Below are 17,816 nucleotides of genomic sequence, written 5' to 3'. Positions count from 1 at the left end.
ACGTTAAGGACAGATCCGTGATCCCGGTTTCGTTTGCGCAGCAGCGCCTGTGGCTGGTCGACCAGATCGAGGGGCCCGGCCCGCTCTACAACCTGCCGTTCGCCCTGCGACTGCACGGCGAACTGGACCGGGACGCCCTGCGGGAGGCGGCCGTGGACGTGGTCACCCGGCACGAGGCCCTGCGGACGGTCTTCCCGGCCGCCGCGGGGGTCCCCGAGCCCCGGGTGGTACCGGTGGGCACCGCGGCCGCGGATCTCGTCCTCGACGTCGTCGACTGCACCGCCGACCCGGCGGGCTACCCCGCCCTGCTCGACTCGGCGTCCGCCCGGGCCTTCGACCTGAGCGGCGAACTCCCCGTCCGGATCACCCTGTTCGAGCTCGGCGAGCGCGAGCACGTGCTGCTGGTGGTGCTGCACCACATCGCCGGCGACGGCTGGTCGCAGGGCCCGTTCCTGCGCGACCTCGCCACCGCGTACACCGCCCGCCGCGCGGGGGAGGCGCCCGGCTGGGAGCCGCTGCCCGTGCAGTACGCCGACTACGCGCGCTGGCAGCGTGAGGTCCTCGGCGAGGACACCGACCCCGAGAGCCTGCTGTCGCAGCAACTCGCCCACTGGAAGGAGGTCCTGGCCGGCAGTCCCGAGGAGCTGACGCTGCCCTTCGACCGCCCCCGGCCGCACACCCTGAGCGCCCGGGCCGACGCGCTGTCGTTCCGGATCGAACCCGAACTGCACGCCGCGCTGGCGGAGTTGGCGCGTTCGCAGCGGGTCACGCTGTTCATGGTGCTGCAGGCGGCGCTGGCCGCGGTGCTGACCAGGTTCGGGGCCGGAACGGACGTGCCGGTCGGGTCGGTGACGGCGGGGCGTTCCGACGAGGCGCTGGACGACCTGGTCGGGTTCTTCGTCAACACGCTGGTGCTGCGCACCGACACCTCGGGGGATCCGCGGTTCGCCGAACTGCTGTCCCGGGTCCGGGAGGTGCAGTTGGACGCCCACTCCCATGAGGACGTGCCCTTCGACCGTCTGGTCGAGGAGCTCAACCCGGCCCGCTCGACGGCCCGGCACCCGCTGTTCCAGGTGATGTTCGTCCTGCAGAACAACGAGGAGGCCCGCCTCGACCTGCCCGGGCTGACCGCGGACGGCGAGCCGCTCGGGATCAGGGTCGCCAAGTTCGACCTCAACATCGGCATGACCGAGGCCCTCGCGGCGGACGGCGCCCCGAACGGGCTCACCGGCTCCGTCGAGTACTCCGTCGACCTGTTCGACCGGTCGACGGTGGAGCGGTTGGCGGCGGCTCTGGTGCGGTTGTTGGGGGAGGTGGCGGCGGATCCGGGGGTGCGGATCGGTGCCGTGGACCTGCTCGGTGGGGTGGAGCGGGAGCGGTTGCTGGTGGGGTGGAACGCCACCTCGCGGGGGGTGCCGGCGGTGTCGTTGCCGGCGGCGTTCGCGGCGCAGGTGGCCCGGACGCCGGCTGCGGTGGCCGTGGTGTCGGACGAAGTCTCCTACACCTACGCGGAGTTGGACCGTCTCTCGGAGCGGCTGGCCCGGCAGCTGGTGGGGTTGGGCGTCGGAGCGGAGTCGCCGGTGGCGATGCTGCTGGAGCGGTCGGTGGACGTGGTGGTGGCCACGCTGGCGGTCGTGCGGGCGGGCGGGGTGTACGTGCCGCTGCACGCGACGCTGCCGCCGGAGCGGCTGGCCTGGGTGCTGGCCGAGACCGGCGCGGGTGTGTTGCTGACGGACCGTACGGACCTCGGCTTCGACCCCGGCATACGGGTGGTCCGGCCCTCGGACACCCTCGCCGAGGCCGGGTCCGCGCTTCCCTCGGTGCACCCGGAGCAGCTCGCCTACGTGATGTACACCTCCGGCTCGACCGGCCTGCCCAAGGGCGTCGCGATCACCCACCACGACGTCGTCACCCTCGCCACCGACCACCGCTGGACCGAGCACCACCGGCGCATCCTGCTGCACTCGCCGCACGCCTTCGACGCCGCCACCTACGAGCTGTGGGTGCCGCTGCTGTCCGGCGGCACCGTCGTCGTCGCCCCGCCCGGCGACCTCGACCCGGCCCGCCTGCGCGCGGTGGTCGAGCGCCACGGCGTCACCGCCCTCTGGCTCACCAAGGGCCTGTTCGACCTGGTCGCCGAGGAGGCACCGGAGACCTTCGCCGGGCTGCGCGCGGTCACCACCGGCGGTGACGCCGCCGCCCCGGCGATGGTCCGCCGGGTCCTCGACGCCTGCCCGGAGGTGACGCTCGGCAACGGCTACGGCCCCACCGAGACCACCACCTTCGCCGCCTTCCACCGCATCACCGCCGCCGACACCGCGGGCCGGGTGCCGATCGGTGCCCCGTTGGACGACACCCGGGTGTACGTGCTGGACGGCCGGCTGGAGCCCGTCCCGGTGGGCGTGCCGGGCGAGCTGTACGTGGCCGGCACCGGCCAGGCCCGCGGCTACCTCAACCGCCCCGCCCTGACCGCGGAGCGCTTCGTCGCCTGCCCGTTCGCGGCCGGCGAGCGGATGTACCGCACCGGCGACCTGGTGCGCCGCCGGGAGGACGGCCTGCTGGAGTACCTGGGCCGCACCGACGACCAGGTCAAGATCCGCGGCTTCCGGATCGAACTCGGCGAGATCGAGGCCGTCCTCGGCCGCCACCCGGGTGTCGGCCAGGTCGTCGTCGTGGTGCGCACCGAGGACGGCGACAAGCGCCTGGTCGCCTACTGCACCCCCGACCACTGCACCCCTGGCGGCGAACGGCCGGACCTGGCGGCCGAACTGCGCGCCCACGCGGGGGACCAGCTGCCCGGCTACATGGTCCCGCACGTCATGGTGGTCGACACCCTGCCGTTGAACGCCAACGGCAAGGTCGACCGCCGGGCGCTGCCCGAGCCGGCCCTGGTCACCGAGGGCCGCGGCCGCGCCCCGCGCACCCCGCAGGAACAGATCCTCTGCTCCCTGTTCGCCGGCGTCTTCGGCCGCGACTCGATCACCGTCGACGACGACTTCTTCGTCCTCGGTGGCCACTCCCTGCTGGCCAGCCGCCTGGTCACCCGGATCCGCACCGTCCTGGGCGCCGAGGTCACCATCCCGGACCTCTTCCAGGCCCCCACCGTCGCCGAGCTCGCCCAAAGGCTGGCCACCCCCTCGGCCCGGCCCGCCCTGCGCCGCGCCGACCGCCCGGAGCGGCTGCCGCTCTCCTCCGCCCAGCAGCGGCTCTGGTTCATCGGCCAGCTCGAAGGCCCCAGCCCGATGCACAACATCTCGCTGGCCCTGCGGCTGCGCGGCCCACTGGACGCCGAGGCCCTCGACCGCGCCCTGCACGACGTGGTGCTGCGCCACGAGGCGCTGCGCACCGTCTTCCGCCCGGTCGCCGGCGAGCCGTACCAGCAGGTGCTGGACGCCCCGGCCGGTCCGCTGCTCACCGTCGGCGAGCGCACCGTCGCCGAGGCCGCCGGCCACGTCTTCGACCTGGCCGCCGACGTGCCGCTGCACGCCTACCTGATCCCGCGGGGCACCGAGGACCACGTCCTGGTCCTGGTCGTGCACCACATCGCCGGGGACGGCGCCTCGCTGAGCCCGCTCTTCGACGACCTCGCCACCGCCTACCGCGCCCGGCTGGCCGGCGGCGCCCCCGGGTGGGCCGCGCTGCCGGTCCAGTACGCCGACTACACCCTCTGGCAGCGCGACCTGCTCGGCGACGCCGCCGACCCGGACAGCCTGCTCTCCCGTCAGCTCGGCTTCTGGCGCCAGTCCCTGACAGGCCTGCCGGACGAACTGGCGCTGCCCACCGACCGGCCGCACCCCGCCGTCGCCTCCTACCGGGGCGGGAGCGTCCCGGTCGAACTGGACCCCGAGCTGTACGAGCGGCTGACGGCGCTGGCGCGCACCCACCACGTCACCCCGTTCATGCTGTTCCAGGCCGCGTTCGCCGCGGTGCTCGGCCGCTTCGGCGCCGGCGAGGACATCCCGCTCGGCGCACCCGTCGAGGGCCGCGCGGACGACGCCCTCGGCGGCCTGGTCGGCTTCTTCGCCAACACCCTGGTGCTGCGCGTCGACCTGTCCGGCCGTCCCGGTTTCGCGGAGCTGCTGGCCCGGGTCCGGGCCGCCAGCCTGGCCGCCTACGCCCACCAGGACGTCCCCTTCGAGCGCCTGGTCGAGGAGCTCAACCCGGCCCGCGCGACCGGCCGCCACCCGCTCTTCCAGGCGATGCTGGCGTTCAACAACACCACCGGCGCCACCCTCGAATTCCCCGGCGTGGCAGCGGAGTTCGAGTCCACCGAGTTCTCCTCCACGGCCTTCGACCTGACCCTCAACCTGGCCGAGCGGCACGGTGCCGACGGACGGCCGACCGGGGTCGGCGGCGTCCTGGAGTACGCGGCCGACCTGTTCGACCCGGAGACCGCCCGGGACCTCGCCGCCGCCCTGGTCCGGCTGCTGGCCGGCGTCGCCGCCGACCCGGAGCGCCCGGTGGCGACCGTCGAGATCCTCGACGAGGCCCAGCGGCGCCGCGTCCTGGAGGAGTGGAACGACACCGCGGCCCCGGTCACCCCCGCCACCCTGCCCGCCCTGCTCGCGGCGCAGGCCGCCCGCACCCCCGGGCACCCCGCCGTGGTCTGCGGCGACGAGCAGCTCGACCACGCCGAACTGGACGCCCGCGCCAACCGGCTGGCCCGGCTGCTGCTGGACCTGGGCGCCGGCCCGGAGCGCACCGTCGCCCTGGTCATGGAGCGCTCGCTCGGCCTGGTGGTCTCGCTGCTCGCCGTCCTCAAGACCGGCGCGGCCTACCTGCCGGTCGACCCCGAGTACCCGGCCGACCGGATCGGCCACATGCTGTCCGACGCCGCCCCGGCCATGGTGCTCACCACCGGTGCGAGCGGCGCGGCCGTCCCGGCCGGCACCGCCGGGGTGCTGCGCTACGAGGACCTCGACCTGTCCGCCCACTCCGCCGCGCCGGTCACCGACGCGGACCGCCCGGCCCCGCTGCTGCCCGCCCACCCCGCGTACGTGATCTACACCTCCGGCTCGACCGGCAAGCCCAAGGGCGTGGCCGTGCCGCACCTGGGCATCGTCAACCGGCTGGCCTGGATGCAGCACGAGTACCGCCTCACCGCGGCCGACCGGGTGCTCCAGAAGACGCCGTTCGGCTTCGACGTCTCCGTCTGGGAGTTCTTCTGGCCGCTGCTGGAGGGCGCCACCATGGTGCTCGCCCGCCCCGGCGGCCACCGCGACCCGGCCTACCTGGCGGAACTGATCCGGCGCGAGCGGATCACCGTCACCCACTTCGTGCCGTCGATGCTCCAGGTCTTCGTGCAGGAGCCCGCGGCGGCCGGCTGCACCGGGCTGCGCGCGGTGTTCTGCAGCGGCGAGGCCCTGCCCGCCGACCTGCGGGACCGCTTCCTCGCCCTGCTCGACGTGCCGCTGCACAACCTCTACGGGCCCACCGAGGCCTCGGTCGACGTCACCGCCTGGCCGTGCCGGCACGACACCGACAACCCGCACGTGCCGATCGGCCGGCCGGTGTGGAACACCCGGGTCCACGTCCTGGACGCGGACCTGCGCCCGGTGCCCCCGGGCGTGCCCGGCGACCTCTACCTCGCGGGCGACCAGCTGGCCCGCGGCTACCTGAACCGCCCCGGGCTGACCGCCGAGCGCTTCGTCGCCGACCCGTACGGCCCGGTCGGCAGCCGGATGTACCGCACCGGCGACGTGGCCCGCTGGGGCCGGGACGGCGCGCTGCTCTTCCTCGGCCGCGCCGACGACCAGGTGAAGATCCGCGGCCTGCGGGTCGAACTCGGCGAGATCGAGAACACCCTGGCCGGTCACCCGCTGGTCGCGCACGCCGTCGTGGTGCTGCGCGAGGACACTCCCGGGGACCAGCGCCTGGTCGGGTACGTGGTGCCGCAGGACGGCGGGGACGGCGGGGACGGCGGCGGGGACGACGCCGTGGACACCGCCGCGCTGCGCGCCCACCTGGCCGCCCGGCTGCCCGAATACATGGTGCCGGCCGCCCTGGTGGTCATCGACGCGCTGCCGGTGACCCCCAACGGCAAGCTCGACCGCAGGGCGCTGCCGCGGCCCGTGCTCCCCGCCCGGGGCGCCGGCCGTCCGCCGCGCGACCTGCGGGAGGAACTGCTCTGCGGGCTCTTCGCCGAGGTCCTCGGGCTGGATCCGGTCGCGGTCTCGGTCGACGACGGCTTCTTCGACCTCGGCGGGCACTCGCTGCTCGCCACCCGGCTGATCAGCCGCATCAGGACCGTGCTCGGGGCGGAACTGGAGCTGCGCGAGGTCTTCGACGCGCCCACCGTCGCCCAGCTCGCGGCCCGCCTGGACACCGCGGCCGGCGGCCGCACCGCGCTCGCCGCCCGCCCGCGCCCGGACACCCTGCCGCTCTCCTTCGCCCAGCAGCGGATGTGGCTGCTGGACCGGATCCAGGGTCCGAGCGCCCAGTACAACCTGCCGTTCGCGCTGCGGCTGCACGGCCGGCTCGACCGCGAGGCGCTGCGGGCCGCGCTCACCGACGTCGTGGTCCGGCACGAGAGCCTGCGCACCGTGGTGGGCGAGACCGACGGAGTGCCGTGCCAGCAGGTCCGCCCGGCCGAGGGCCTCCGACTGCGGCTCGACGCGCTGGAGTGCCTGGCGGCGGACCTGTCCGGGGTGCTGGCCGCGGCCGCCTGGCGGCCCTTCGACCTGGCCGGTGAACTGCCCCTGCACGCCACCCTGTTCGAGCTCGGCGAGCGCGAGCACGTGCTGCTGGTGGTGCTGCACCACATCGCCGGCGACGGCTGGTCGATGGCGCCGCTGCTGCGCGACCTCGCGGTCGCCTACGCGGCCCGGTGCGCAGGGGAGGCGCCCGACTGGGAGCCGCTGCCGGTGCAGTACGCCGACTACGCGCTCTGGCAGCGCGACCTGCTCGGTGCCGAGGACGACCCGGACAGCCTGGTCGCCCGTCAGCTCGCCCACTGGAAGGAGACCCTGGCCGGCAGCCCCGAGGAGCTGACGCTGCCCTACGCCCAGGCGCGCCCCGCCACCGGAGGGGACCGGCGCGCCGAGCGCGTCACCCTCGCCCTGGACACCGAACTGCACGCTGCGCTGGCGGAGTTGGCGCGTTCGCAGCGGGTCACGCTGTTCATGGTGCTGCAGGCGGCGCTGGCCGCGGTGCTGACCAGGTTCGGGGCCGGGACGGACGTGCCGATCGGGTCGGTGACGGCGGGGCGTTCCGACGAGGCGCTGGACGACCTGGTCGGGTTCTTCGTCAACACGCTGGTGCTGCGCACCGACACCTCGGGGGACCCGCGGTTCGCCGAACTGCTGTCCCGGGTGCGGGAGGTGCAGCTGGACGCCCACTCCCACGAGGACGTGCCCTTCGACCGTCTGGTCGAGGAGCTCAACCCGGCCCGCTCGATGACCCGGCACCCGCTGTTCCAGGTCATGCTGACCCTGCAGAACAACGAGGAGGCCGAGCTGCGGCTCGCCGGACTCACCGCCGTGCCCGAGCCGCTCGGCGTCCGCTCCGCCAAGTTCGACCTCAACCTGATCATGGCGGAGTCCTTCACCGAGGAGGGCGCCCCCGCCGGACTCGACGGCGCGCTGGACTTCGCCGTCGACCTGTTCGACCGGTCGACGGTGGAGCGGTTGGCGGCGGCTCTGGTGCGGTTGTTGGGGGAGGTGGCGGCGGATCCGGGGGTGCGGATCGGTGCCGTGGACCTGCTCGGTGGGGTGGAGCGGGAGCGGTTGCTGGTGGGCTGGAACGACACCTCGCGGGGGGTGTCGGCGGTGTCGCTGCCGGCGGCGTTCGCGGCGCAGGTGGCGCGGACGCCGGCCGCGGTGGCCGTGGTCTCGGACGAAGTCTCCTACACCTACGCGGAGTTGGACCGCCTCTCGGAGCGGCTGGCCCGGCAGCTGGTGGGGCTGGGCGTCGGAGCGGAGTCGCCGGTGGCGATGCTGCTGGAGCGGTCGGTGGACGTGGTGGTGGCCACGCTGGCGGTCGTGCGGGCGGGCGGGGTGTACGTGCCGCTGCACGCGACGCTGCCGCCGGAGCGGCTGGCCTGGGTGCTGGCCGAGACCGGTGCGGGGGTGCTGCTGACGGACCGTACGGAGCTGGGCTTCGACCCCGGCGTGCGGGTGGTCCGGCCCTCCGACACCCTCGACGAGGCCGGGTCCGCGCTTCCCTCGGTGCACCCGGAGCAGCTCGCCTACGTGATGTACACCTCCGGCTCGACCGGACTGCCCAAGGGCGTCGCGATCACCCACCACGACGTGGCCGCCTTCGCCACCGACCACCACTGGACCGGGGAGCGGCCCGACCGGATGCTGCTGCACTCCCCGCACGCCTTCGACGCCGCCACCTACGAGCTGTGGGTGCCGCTGCTCTCCGGCGGTACGGTCGTCGTCGCCCCGCCCGGCGACCTCGACCCGGCCCGCCTACGCGCCGCCGTGGAACGGCACCGGGTGACCTCGCTCTTCCTCACCAAGGGCCTGTTCGACCTGGTCGCCGAGGAGGCACCGGAGACCTTCGCCGACCTGCGGGTCCTCGCCACCGGCGGTGACACCGCGTCGGCCGCCACCATGCGGCGCGTGCTGGAACGCCACCCCCGGCTGTCGGTCCGCAACCTGTACGGCCCGACCGAGATCACCACGGCCGCCACCGCGCACGCCGTCACCCTCCCCGACCTCGGCACCGGCCGGGTGCCGATCGGCGCCCCGCTGGACGACACCCGGGTGTACGTGCTGGACGGCCGGCTGGAGCCCGTCCCGGTGGGCGTGCCGGGCGAGTTGTACGTGGCCGGCACCGGCCAGGCCCGCGGCTACCTGGGCCGCCCGGCGCTGACCGCCGAGCGCTTCGTCGCCTGCCCGTTCGCGGCCGGCGAGCGGATGTACCGCACCGGCGACCTGGTGCGCCGCCGGGAGGACGGCCTGCTGGAGTACCTGGGCCGCACCGACGACCAGGTCAAGATCCGCGGCTTCCGGATCGAACTCGGCGAGGTCGAAGCCGCACTGACCCGCCACCCCGGAGTGGCCCAGGCCGTGGTGGTGGCCCACCAGGACCGGCTGGTCGGCTACGCGACCGGCGGCGCCGACGGCACCGAGGTCCGCGCCTTCGCCGCCGGGCTGCTGCCCGCCTACATGGTCCCGGCGACCGTGATGATGATCGACGCGCTGCCGCTGAACGCCAACGGCAAGCTCGACCGCAAGGCCCTGCCGCAGCCCCGGTTCGGCGGCACGGCCGGCCGCCTGCCGCGCACCCCGCGCGAGGAACTGCTCTGCGGACTCTTCGCCGAGGCCCTCGGACTGGACACGGTCTCGGTCGACGACGGCTTCTTCGACCTCGGCGGCCACTCGCTGCTGGCGACCAGGCTGCTCAGCCGGGTACGGGCGGTGCTCGGCGCCGACCTCGGCATCCGCACGCTCTTCGAGTGCCCCACGCCGGCCGGACTGGCCGCCCGGCTGGAAGCCGACGCGGAACGCCCGCAGGACGCGCTCGACGTGCTGCTGCCACTGCGCACCGGCGGCGCCGCCGCCCCGCTGTTCTGCGTGCACCCGGCCGCCGGCATCAGCTGGGTCTACTCCGGTCTGCTGCGCCACCTGGAGGCCGCCCACCCGGTGTACGGCCTCCAGGCCCCCGGCCTGCGGGCCGAGACGCCCGACAGCGTCCAAGCGATGGCCGCGCACTACCTGCGCGAGGTCCGCGCCGTCCAGCCGTCCGGGCCGTACCACCTGCTCGGCTGGTCCTTCGGCGCGGTCGTCGCCCACGCGATGGCGGTCCGGCTCCGCGCGGAGGGAGCGGAGGTCGGCTCGCTGACCCTGGTCGACGGCTACCCGACGGCGGAGATCGCCGGGTTCCTGGCCGAGCCCGACCCGGCCGAGCGCCGGGACGACTGGGCGGACCTGCTCGCCTCGCTCGGCCTGGACGACACCGGGCAGGAGGCGCTGGCGGCGATGCTCGGACCGGCCGCGTCGGCGCTGCCCGAGGTCTTCGCCGACCACCAGGCGCTGCAGCGGGCCCACACCCCCGGGGTCTTCGACGGCGACGCGCTGTTCGTCGGCGCCACCCTCGACAAGCCGACCGGCTGGCCCTACGAGAGCGCCTGGCGCTCCCACGTCACCGGGCAGCTCGACCACCTGCGCCTGCCCTGCACCCACGGCGCGCTGACCCGGCCGGGTCCGCTCGCCGAGTACGCCGAGGCCGTGGCCAAGCGGCTGTCCGCCCCGGACGCCCCGCACGCCCCGGCCGTCGTCCCGGACGCCCCGATGTCCACCCCGATGTCCACCCCGATCGAGGGAGAGCGGCGATGACCGCCACCAGCGCACCGGCGGCCGCGCCGGAGCAGACCGCACCCGCCCCCGCACCCGACCGTGGCCGTGGCCGCTGGGGCCTGTGGGCCGAACCCCGCTTCCGCAGGCTGTGGTTGGGGGAGACCACCAGCGGCCTCGGCACCGCCGTCGGCCATGTCTCGCTCTCCCTGGTCGCGGTGGTCCTCCTGGACGCCTCCCCGCTGATGATGGGCGTGATCACCGCGGCGGCCTGGCTGCCCTGGCTGCTGATCGGCCTGCCGGCCGGTGCCTGGGTGGACCGCTGGCGCCGCCGCCGGGTGATGCTGGTGTGCGACGTGGCGCTCGCGCTGCTGTTCGGCAGCGTGCCGGTGGCGGCCTGGTTCGGCGTGCTGACGGTCACCCAGGTGGTGCTGGTCGCCCTGCTGTCCGGCGCGGCCAAGGTCTTCTTCACCACCGCGTACGGCGCGCTGCTGCCCTCCGTGGTGGAGGCCCCCGACCTGATGGAGGCCAACGGCAAGCTGCGCGGCGGCGAGTCGGCGGTCGACGTCGCCGGGCCCGGCGTGGCCGGCCTGGTCGCCCAGGCCTTCGGCGCCGCCACCGGCCTGCTCCTGGACTCGGTCTCCTACCTGGTCTCGCTGTTCTGCCTGAGCCGCCTGGAGGTGCGGGAGGAACCGCCCGCACCGGCGGCGCGGCGCGCGCTCGGCCGGGAGATCGCCGAGGGGGTGCGGTTCGTCGTGGGCGACCGCTACCTGCGCACCCTCGCCTGTTTCAGCATGCTGGCCAACCTCGCCCTGAACGGGATCCAGGCCGTGCAGACGGTCTTCCTGGTCCGCGAGGTCGGCCTGTCGCCGGGGGCCGTCGGCGCCGTGTTCGCGGTGGTCAGCGTCGGCGGGCTGGCCGGTGCGGCCGTCGCGGCCCGGATCGCCCGCCGCCTGGGCACCGCGCACGGCCTGCTGGCGTGCATGCTGACGGTCGCCCCGCTGATCTTCCTGCTGCCCTTCTCCGGGCGGCAACTGCCGGTCGCGGTGGGCGCGCTGGCCTGGGGCGTCGCCGTGTGCGGGGTGGTCGCGGGCAACGTCATCTCGGGCACCTTCTCGCAGACCTACTGCCCGCCCGCGCTGCTCGGCCGGGTGCGGGCCAGCACCTCGACCATCGGCTACGGGGCGATCCCGGTCGGCGCGCTGCTCGGCGGCTTCCTGGGCGACGCCCTCGGGGCGCGGCCCACCATCTGGATCATGGCGGGGGTGCTGCTGGCCGCCGGCCTGCTCCTGCTCGCGAGCCCCGTGCGCACCGCCCGCGACCTGCCCGGCCCGCGCCGCGACTGACCGGCCCCCTCCCGTACTCCCCTCCGCCGACCGCGGGTCGACCCGTCACCGAATCGAGAGTTGCGCCATGACCCAGACCCAGACCCAGACCCAGACCCAGACCCAGACCCAGACCCGGACCCGGACCGGCAGAACCCGTACGCCCCGGGCCCGCCACTACCTGATGTGCCGGCCCACCCACTTCGACGTCACCTACGCCATCAACCCGTGGATGGACCCCAGCAAGCCGGTGGACGCCGGACTCGCCGTCGCCCAGTGGGAACAGCTCCGGGCGCTCCACCAGGAGCTCGGCCACACCGTCGAGTTGATCGAGCCGCTGCCGGACTGCCCGGACATGGTGTACGCGGCGAACGGGGCGACGATCGTCGACGGCAAGGTCCTCGGGGTGAGGTTCCGCAACGCCGAGCGCGCGGCCGAGGGGCCGGCCTACCTGGAGTGGTTCCGCGCCAACGGCTACCAGGAGGTGCACGACCCGGTCCACGTCAACGAGGGCGAGGGCGACTTCCTCGCCACCCGCAGCTGCCTGCTGGCCGGCACCGGGTTCCGCAGCACCCCCGAGAGCCACGCCGAGGCCCAGGAGTTCTTCGGGCGGCCGGTGATCAGCCTGGAGTTGGTCGACCCGCGCTTCTACCACCTGGACACCGCGCTGGCGGTGCTCGACGGCGACGAGATCATGTACTACCCGGAGGCGTTCTCCGCGGGCAGCCGGGCAGTGCTGGAGCGGCTGTTCCCCGACGCGGTCCGGGTGACCGAGGCCGACGCCGCGGTGTTCGCCCTCAACGTGGTCAGCGACGGCTACCACGTGATCCTGCCCGAGGCCGCCACCGGCGTCGCCGAGCAACTGCGCGCCCGCGGCTTCCGGCCGATCGGGCTGGACCTGTCCGAACTGCTCAAGGGCGGCGGCAGCGCCAAGTGCTGCACGTTGGAGATCCGCCCCCGCCCGGCCGGCGCCTGACCACCGCGCCGCCCCGCCGCAGGCCACCGACGACCGAACGACGAGGCCCAGATGCCCGCAACCCTGCTCGACAGCGCCACGGCCGCCGCCACCGGCAGCGCGACCGGCGTACCCGTCCGCCGCCCCCGGCCGGTCCCGCCCGGCCCGCTGCCCGCCGCCCTGTACCGTCCGCACCAGCTGCCCGACGTCTGGCAGTTGGCCGTCAGCGAGCACCGGGCGGTGATCGGCGACGCCCACCAGGTGCTGGACGCGGCCGAGCGCCGGCGCCACGCGGAACTGCGGATCGCCGCCGAGCGCGACCGGTACGCCGCCGCCCACCTGGGCCTGCGCCGACTGCTCGGCGCCTACCTCGCCGTGGACCCGGCCGAGGTGGTGCTGGACCGCGAACCCTGCCCGCTCTGCGCGGGCCCGCACGGCCGCCCGGCCGTACCGGGGGCCGACCTGCACTTCTCGCTCTCGCACAGCGGGGACCTGGTGCTGTTCGCCTTCGGGCCGACCCCGGTCGGGGTGGACGTGGAACTGCTCCCGGAGCCGGAGGTCGCCGACGAACTCGCGGACTCCCTGCACCCGGGGGAGACCGCCGAACTGGCGCGGCTCGCGGCCCCGGCGGACCGGCTGGCCGCGTTCGGCCGCTGCTGGTGCCGCAAGGAGGCGTACCTCAAGGGCATCGGCACCGGCCTCGGGGTCGATCCCGCCCTCGCCTACGTCGGGGCCGGCGAGCGCCCGACCGGCCTGCCCGGATGGACCCTGGCCGACCTCGCGGTGCCCCCGGGGTACGCGGCGGCCGTCGCGTACGCCGCACCCCGCTCCGCACGGCCGCCGGACGGCCGTGAACCGTCCGGCGGCCATGGACCGTCAGACAGTCAGGACTCCTCGGACACCGGCCCGTTCGACGTTCCCACCGGCTCGGAGATCAGGAATCTATCGACCGCATATCACCCGCTGTTTCCATGAACCGACGAACCTGTCGGCAGCGACCCAGGAGAGGAACGGCCGAGGATGACGACCGAGGAGCTCACCCACCCCCCGACCGAGGCGGGGGTCCGGGCAGCCTTCGCCGCCGTGCTGGGTGGCGCCGAGGTCCACGGTGAGGAGGTGCTCGCCCGGGCGGCGGCCGATCCGGTGCTCGCCGCGGCGGCGGTCCGCGGCGACCTCCCCGGGACGGCCCGCGACCCCCAGCAGGAGCGGCTGGACGCCGTGCTGACCGCGCTCGCCGCGCTCGCCGCCGACCGGCTGCGCCCCACCGGGCCTCGCGGCGCGCCCGCCGTCTGGGGCATGGACCTGCTGACGGGCGGACTCCGCCGCATCCCGCTCGGCGACGTCCCCGCGGTCGGCCGGCCCCCGGTCGGGGCGGCGGCCGGCCTCACCTGGCTCGGGGCCCTGGAGGAGGGCCTGGCCCAGCAGTGCGAGGCGCTGCTCGCGGAGCGGCTCGCCGCCCCGGGCGTCCGGGTCCCCCGGGCGGACCTGGAGTCGCGCTGCGACGGCGGGTGCCATCCGGCCGACTGCACGGCCTGCGCGGTCGGGCCGCTGCGTCCGTGCGGTGTCCCGGTCGGGCACGACCTGTCGCACCTGCTCGCCGTCCACGCCTGCGCGCTGCGGCTCGACCCGTTCCCGGGCACCGTGATCGCCACCGGCACCACCCGCGCGGAGGCCGTCCACCGGGCCGCCGACCGCCTGCTCCGACGCGACGGCCGGACCTCGCCCGACGTCCGGCCGGACCAGGAGCTCCCGGCCGGCGTCCGGCCTCCCCCGGAGGCGCCCCGCTCGCGCCCCTTCGACGCCCTGCGCGCCCAGGGCCACGCCCCGGCCGCCATCCTGCTCGACCAGGACCCGCGGGCCGTCGCCGTCCTGCCCTACCTGGTCCACGTGGTGCTGCCCCGCTAGAAGACCACCGGAAACACGTCTGGGCCCCGACCGCACTGCGGTCGGGGCCCCGACGTGTGTCCGGTCGGGTCACCAGTGCTCGTGGCGCTCGCAGCGGTCGTCGTGGTCGTGGCCCTTGATCCTGGTGGGGTCGGTGACGATGTGGCTGGCGGTGTCGCCGCCGCCGATGGCGGTGGCCACGTTCGTCACCTGGTCGCGGGCGCTGCAGGAGACATCGACCTGGAGGGTGATGGGCGGGTAGCTGCTGCCGGCGGCGAGGACGTCGTCACGGGTGCAGGTGAGGTTGATCAGGCTGCAGTTCCAGCCGGCGCCGCTGATGCCGTCGGCCCTGAGCCCGTCGGGGAGGGTGTCGTACACGGTGACCGTGCTGCCGTCGGTCGGGGCGGCCCCGACGTCGTTGCCGACGGTGATGGTGTAGGTGCCGTCCCGGCCCTGGGTGAAGTGCCCGCTGTGGGTCTTGGCGACGGTCAGGGAGGCGAGCGTGTAGGAGATGGTCACCTGGCCGTTGTTGTTCGCCGTCCCGACGGTGGAGGCACCGTAGGTGGTGCCGGTGCCGGACGGGGCGGCGAAGCTGCTGCCCCCACCGCCGCCGCCTCCGCCACCCGAGGTGCCCCTGTTGTCGACGGTGGCGCTGCCGCCGCCCCCGCCGGCGAAGTACCCGCCACCGCCGCCGCCACCGGCACCCGTGATGGTGAGGGCGCAACCGGCCCCGATGCTGCCCCCGGCACCGCCGAGACCGACCGTGGCACCGGCGAATCCGCCCCCCGGCCCGCCACTCGTAGCGCCGCAGTTCGTTCCGCTACCGGCGGCCCCGCCGGTGCCGCCGGTGCTGGTGGTGGTGGAGCCGCCGTTCCCGCCCTGGCCCGGCGAGGACCCGGGGCCGGTGAAACCTCCCGCGGTGCCGTTGGTGGCGTCCGCCGTCCCGCCGCCGCCCCCGTTCCCGCCGGCGGAGCCCGCTCCGGTGCCGCCGGCCGCACCGCCGCCTCCGGCGACCACCAGCAGGGCGCCGCCCGCGCTGACGCTGGACGCCCCGCCGCCGCCCGGGCCTTCGAACTGGAAGCCGGTGGCCGGGAAGGTCCCGCCCGGGGCGCCGCCGTTGAACCCGCCGGCGCCTCCCACGCCGGTGCCGTTGCAGCCCTTGCCGCCGGTGCCGCCGACGTCGACGGTGAAGGTCGTCGGGGCGGTGGTCCGCGGCAGGGTGGTCACCACCCGTGCCCCCGCCCCGCCCGTCCCCGTGACGGAACACGGGGTACCGGTGTTGTCGGCGCCGCCGGCACCGTCCGCGGTGATGGTGACCACGGCCCCCGCCGGGACCGTCAGGGTCTGTGCCGCGCCGGTGAAGGTGAAGGTCTGCGACGGATCGGCCCGGTGCGCCCGCACCGGTCTGGTGTCCATGGGTGCGGCGGCCGCCGGCGGGGCCGTGGCCGCCAGCAGTGCCATCCCGGACAGCAATGCGCCTCCCATCGACGCCAACCCCACACCGCGCTCCCCGCGGCGTCCAGCTGAGCCGACCGGGTCCTGCCCACACGTACGAGCACTCATCCGAGGGTTCACCTCTCCTCACAGCACAGCGCCCTGCGGGCTCACGCTCCAAGGCGCGGGCATGACAGGACGGCTGACAGAAAATCAGGACAAAACCTCATTAGATGCCCTGATCGTCCGATTTCGAGGTAGCGACCCCGTGCCGTACCCGGTGCGGCCGCGGGCCGCCTGGCGGGTACTCCCGGTGGGGTGGCGATCGGGAGTACCCGCCGCGGCGGGGCGCCGGGGGTCGGGGTCCGGGTCAGCGCTGGGCTTCGGGGCGGGGGTTGAGCCGGTCCTTCAGCCGGATCGCGGTGAGTGCGGCCGCGTACCCGGCGGCGAACGGCACCGCCAGGGACAGGGCGTCGGTGGCGTTCAAGGAGTAGTAGCCCATCAGGGTGGGGGTGAACAGCGGCGGCACGGCCAGGACGGCCGTGGTCAGCGCCGCGGAGCTGACCGTGCGGGTGGTGCAGGCGACGGCCGCGCCGGTGACCAGCGGGGCGGCGAGGTGGAATCCGGTGCGGAAGACGACCGTCGCTCCGCCCGAGCCGACGCTCAGGTCGAGGGCGAGGTCCGCGGCGGTGAGTGCGATCACGACCGCCCACGGCACGGCGGTGCGCGGTTGGGTGGTGCGGTCCGGCGGGGCGATCAGCAGCACGAGGGCGTTGAGGGCGAACAGCGCGGTGTCCGGGCCGCCCAGGCTGTAGGTGAGCGGGATGTGGGCGTACGCGTCGGGCAGTTCGGGGTGGCCGAGCAGGGTGGGCAGCGGCATCAGGACGACGGTGGCCGCCGCCAGGGCCCGGGCCGCGGTCCAGCGGCCGGTCAGGGCCGCGAGCGCCATCAGCGCGGCGGGGACGAGCAGCGCGATGCGCGCCCAGCCGCCCGGATCGCCGGCGGCCCGGACGGCCCACCAGAGGTGCACGGCGGCGTAGGCGCCGACCAGGGCCGCGGCGATCGGGGCCGCGGTGGCCAGGGCCTGACCCGCCGGCCGGTGGGAGGTCAGGCCGAACCGGACCCGGAGGCCGTGCCCGGCCACGTCGGCGACCTCGCGCAGTCCGGCGAGCGGGCCCGCGGTACGGAGGCGGCGTTCGGCGTGGTCGGCGACGTCGGACAGTGCGTCGGGGCCGTAGGAGTCCGGGTAGAGGGTGAGGGCGCGGCGCAGCAGGCGGGTCGTCAGGCGGCCGGCCCGGTCGCCGTTCTGCCGGTCGTTCTGCCGGTCGTTCCGGTGGTCGTGCTGGTGCGGGGTCATGCCGGGCCTCCTGCGAGCCGGTTGCGGGTGAGGGCGAGGCGTCGGTCGGCCTCGCGGAGGGCGGCCCGCATCCGCTCGCTCTCGTCGGTGAGGGCTTGGGTGCCGGTCGGGGTGAGGGCGAAGACGCGGCGGGGGCGTCCGTCGACGGTCTCCTCCCGTTCGACCCGGATGAGGCCTTCGGCGAGCAGCCGGTCGAGGGTGCCGTACAGGCTGCCGGCACCGAGCCGTACCCGGCCGTCGGAGATCGCGGTGACCTCGTCGCCGAGGGCGTAGCCGTGTCGCGGCTGATCGGCGAGGGCGGTGAGGATCAGGAAGGTGGGCTCCTGCATGGAGCGTTTCTTCGTCACGCCGACCACCATAGTACGGTCACCGTAGTGTCCGGCAATGGGGGCCCGCATCGCCGCAGTTACGGCCCCGGCCCCGGATGCCCCTACGGTGGAGGGGGCCTGACGCACGGAAGGCTCGGCACCCTGGGCCCGCCGCGATCGAACCCCCGCCGCGATCGCCCCTCGCCGCCACGACCTGTCATCAGATACCTCCGTGGATACCCCCGGCTTTAGTCGGGGGAGGAAACGGAACTCCTGCGGAGCAGGGCAAGGGGCTGCGATTCGCCGCAG

8 protein-coding genes are annotated in these 17,816 nt (G+C 75.1%); 5 read left to right on the top strand and 3 right to left on the bottom strand.

Features of this window, described 5'->3' with window-relative positions; genetic code table 11:
- Positions 1-17 precede the first annotated feature (17 nt).
- The 5 genes from ACIP4P_RS06440 to ACIP4P_RS06420 all read left to right on the top strand — a co-directional run bounded on the left by ACIP4P_RS06440 (position 18) and on the right by ACIP4P_RS06420 (position 14,429).
- Entirely contained in the window at positions 18-10,286 is a 10,269-nt protein-coding gene (locus tag ACIP4P_RS06440; protein WP_400915381.1) for an amino acid adenylation domain-containing protein, read from the top strand.
- Positions 10,283-11,590, top strand: a complete 1,308-nt coding sequence (locus ACIP4P_RS06435) for an MFS transporter (RefSeq protein WP_400915380.1) — start codon at positions 10,283-10,285, stop codon at positions 11,588-11,590. The genes ACIP4P_RS06440 and ACIP4P_RS06435 overlap by 4 nt, the downstream gene beginning before the upstream one ends.
- Before the next feature lie 67 nt (positions 11,591-11,657).
- Positions 11,658-12,545, top strand: coding sequence for a dimethylargininase (ddaH, locus tag ACIP4P_RS06430; RefSeq protein WP_400915378.1), 888 nt, complete (start codon positions 11,658-11,660; stop codon positions 12,543-12,545).
- A 51-nt stretch (positions 12,546-12,596) separates the two neighbouring features.
- Positions 12,597-13,499 (top strand): 4'-phosphopantetheinyl transferase family protein, encoded by a 903-nt coding sequence (locus ACIP4P_RS06425; RefSeq protein ID WP_400915377.1) that lies wholly within the window; start codon positions 12,597-12,599, stop codon positions 13,497-13,499.
- A 45-nt stretch (positions 13,500-13,544) separates the two neighbouring features.
- Complete coding sequence (locus ACIP4P_RS06420; RefSeq protein WP_400915375.1) at positions 13,545-14,429, top strand: hypothetical protein; 885 nt, start codon at positions 13,545-13,547, stop codon at positions 14,427-14,429.
- 69 nt (positions 14,430-14,498) lie between these two features.
- Here the strand turns inward: ACIP4P_RS06420 and ACIP4P_RS06415 are convergent, their stop codons facing one another.
- The 3 genes from ACIP4P_RS06415 to ACIP4P_RS06405 all read right to left on the bottom strand — a co-directional run bounded on the left by ACIP4P_RS06415 (position 14,499) and on the right by ACIP4P_RS06405 (position 17,528).
- Positions 14,499-15,893 (bottom strand): hypothetical protein, encoded by a 1,395-nt coding sequence (locus tag ACIP4P_RS06415; RefSeq protein ID WP_400915373.1) that lies wholly within the window; start codon positions 15,891-15,893, stop codon positions 14,499-14,501.
- A gap of 319 nt (positions 15,894-16,212) precedes the next feature.
- Positions 16,213-17,199 (bottom strand): hypothetical protein, encoded by a 987-nt coding sequence (locus ACIP4P_RS06410; protein WP_400915371.1) that lies wholly within the window; start codon positions 17,197-17,199, stop codon positions 16,213-16,215.
- On the bottom strand, positions 17,196-17,528 hold the full coding sequence (locus ACIP4P_RS06405; RefSeq protein WP_400916385.1) for a PadR family transcriptional regulator: 333 nt from the start codon (positions 17,526-17,528) through the stop codon (positions 17,196-17,198). The genes ACIP4P_RS06410 and ACIP4P_RS06405 overlap by 4 nt, the downstream gene beginning before the upstream one ends.
- Between the last annotated feature and the right edge of the window lie 288 nt (positions 17,529-17,816).

The sequence above is a fragment of the Kitasatospora sp. NPDC089509 genome (assembly GCF_044749365.1).
In the GTDB taxonomy this organism is placed as follows: Bacteria; Actinomycetota; Actinomycetes; order Streptomycetales; family Streptomycetaceae; genus Kitasatospora.
This window is presented reverse-complemented; position numbering and strand designations above follow the sequence as displayed.

What these genes read in the sequence shown, in the direction of transcription:
- ACIP4P_RS06435 (WP_400915380.1), top strand. Translation starts at nt 10,283, where the DNA reads ATGACCGCCACCAGCGCACCGGCGGCCGCGCCGGAGCAGACCGCACCC.
- ddaH (WP_400915378.1), top strand. Translation starts at nt 11,658, where the DNA reads ATGACCCAGACCCAGACCCAGACCCAGACCCAGACCCAGACCCAGACC.
- ACIP4P_RS06425 (WP_400915377.1), top strand. Translation starts at nt 12,597, where the DNA reads ATGCCCGCAACCCTGCTCGACAGCGCCACGGCCGCCGCCACCGGCAGC.
- ACIP4P_RS06420 (WP_400915375.1), top strand. Translation starts at nt 13,545, where the DNA reads ATGACGACCGAGGAGCTCACCCACCCCCCGACCGAGGCGGGGGTCCGG.
- ACIP4P_RS06415 (WP_400915373.1), bottom strand. Translation starts at nt 15,893, where the DNA reads ATGGGAGGCGCATTGCTGTCCGGGATGGCACTGCTGGCGGCCACGGCC.
- ACIP4P_RS06410 (WP_400915371.1), bottom strand. Translation starts at nt 17,199, where the DNA reads ATGACCCCGCACCAGCACGACCACCGGAACGACCGGCAGAACGACCGG.
- ACIP4P_RS06405 (WP_400916385.1), bottom strand. Translation starts at nt 17,528, where the DNA reads ATGCAGGAGCCCACCTTCCTGATCCTCACCGCCCTCGCCGATCAGCCG.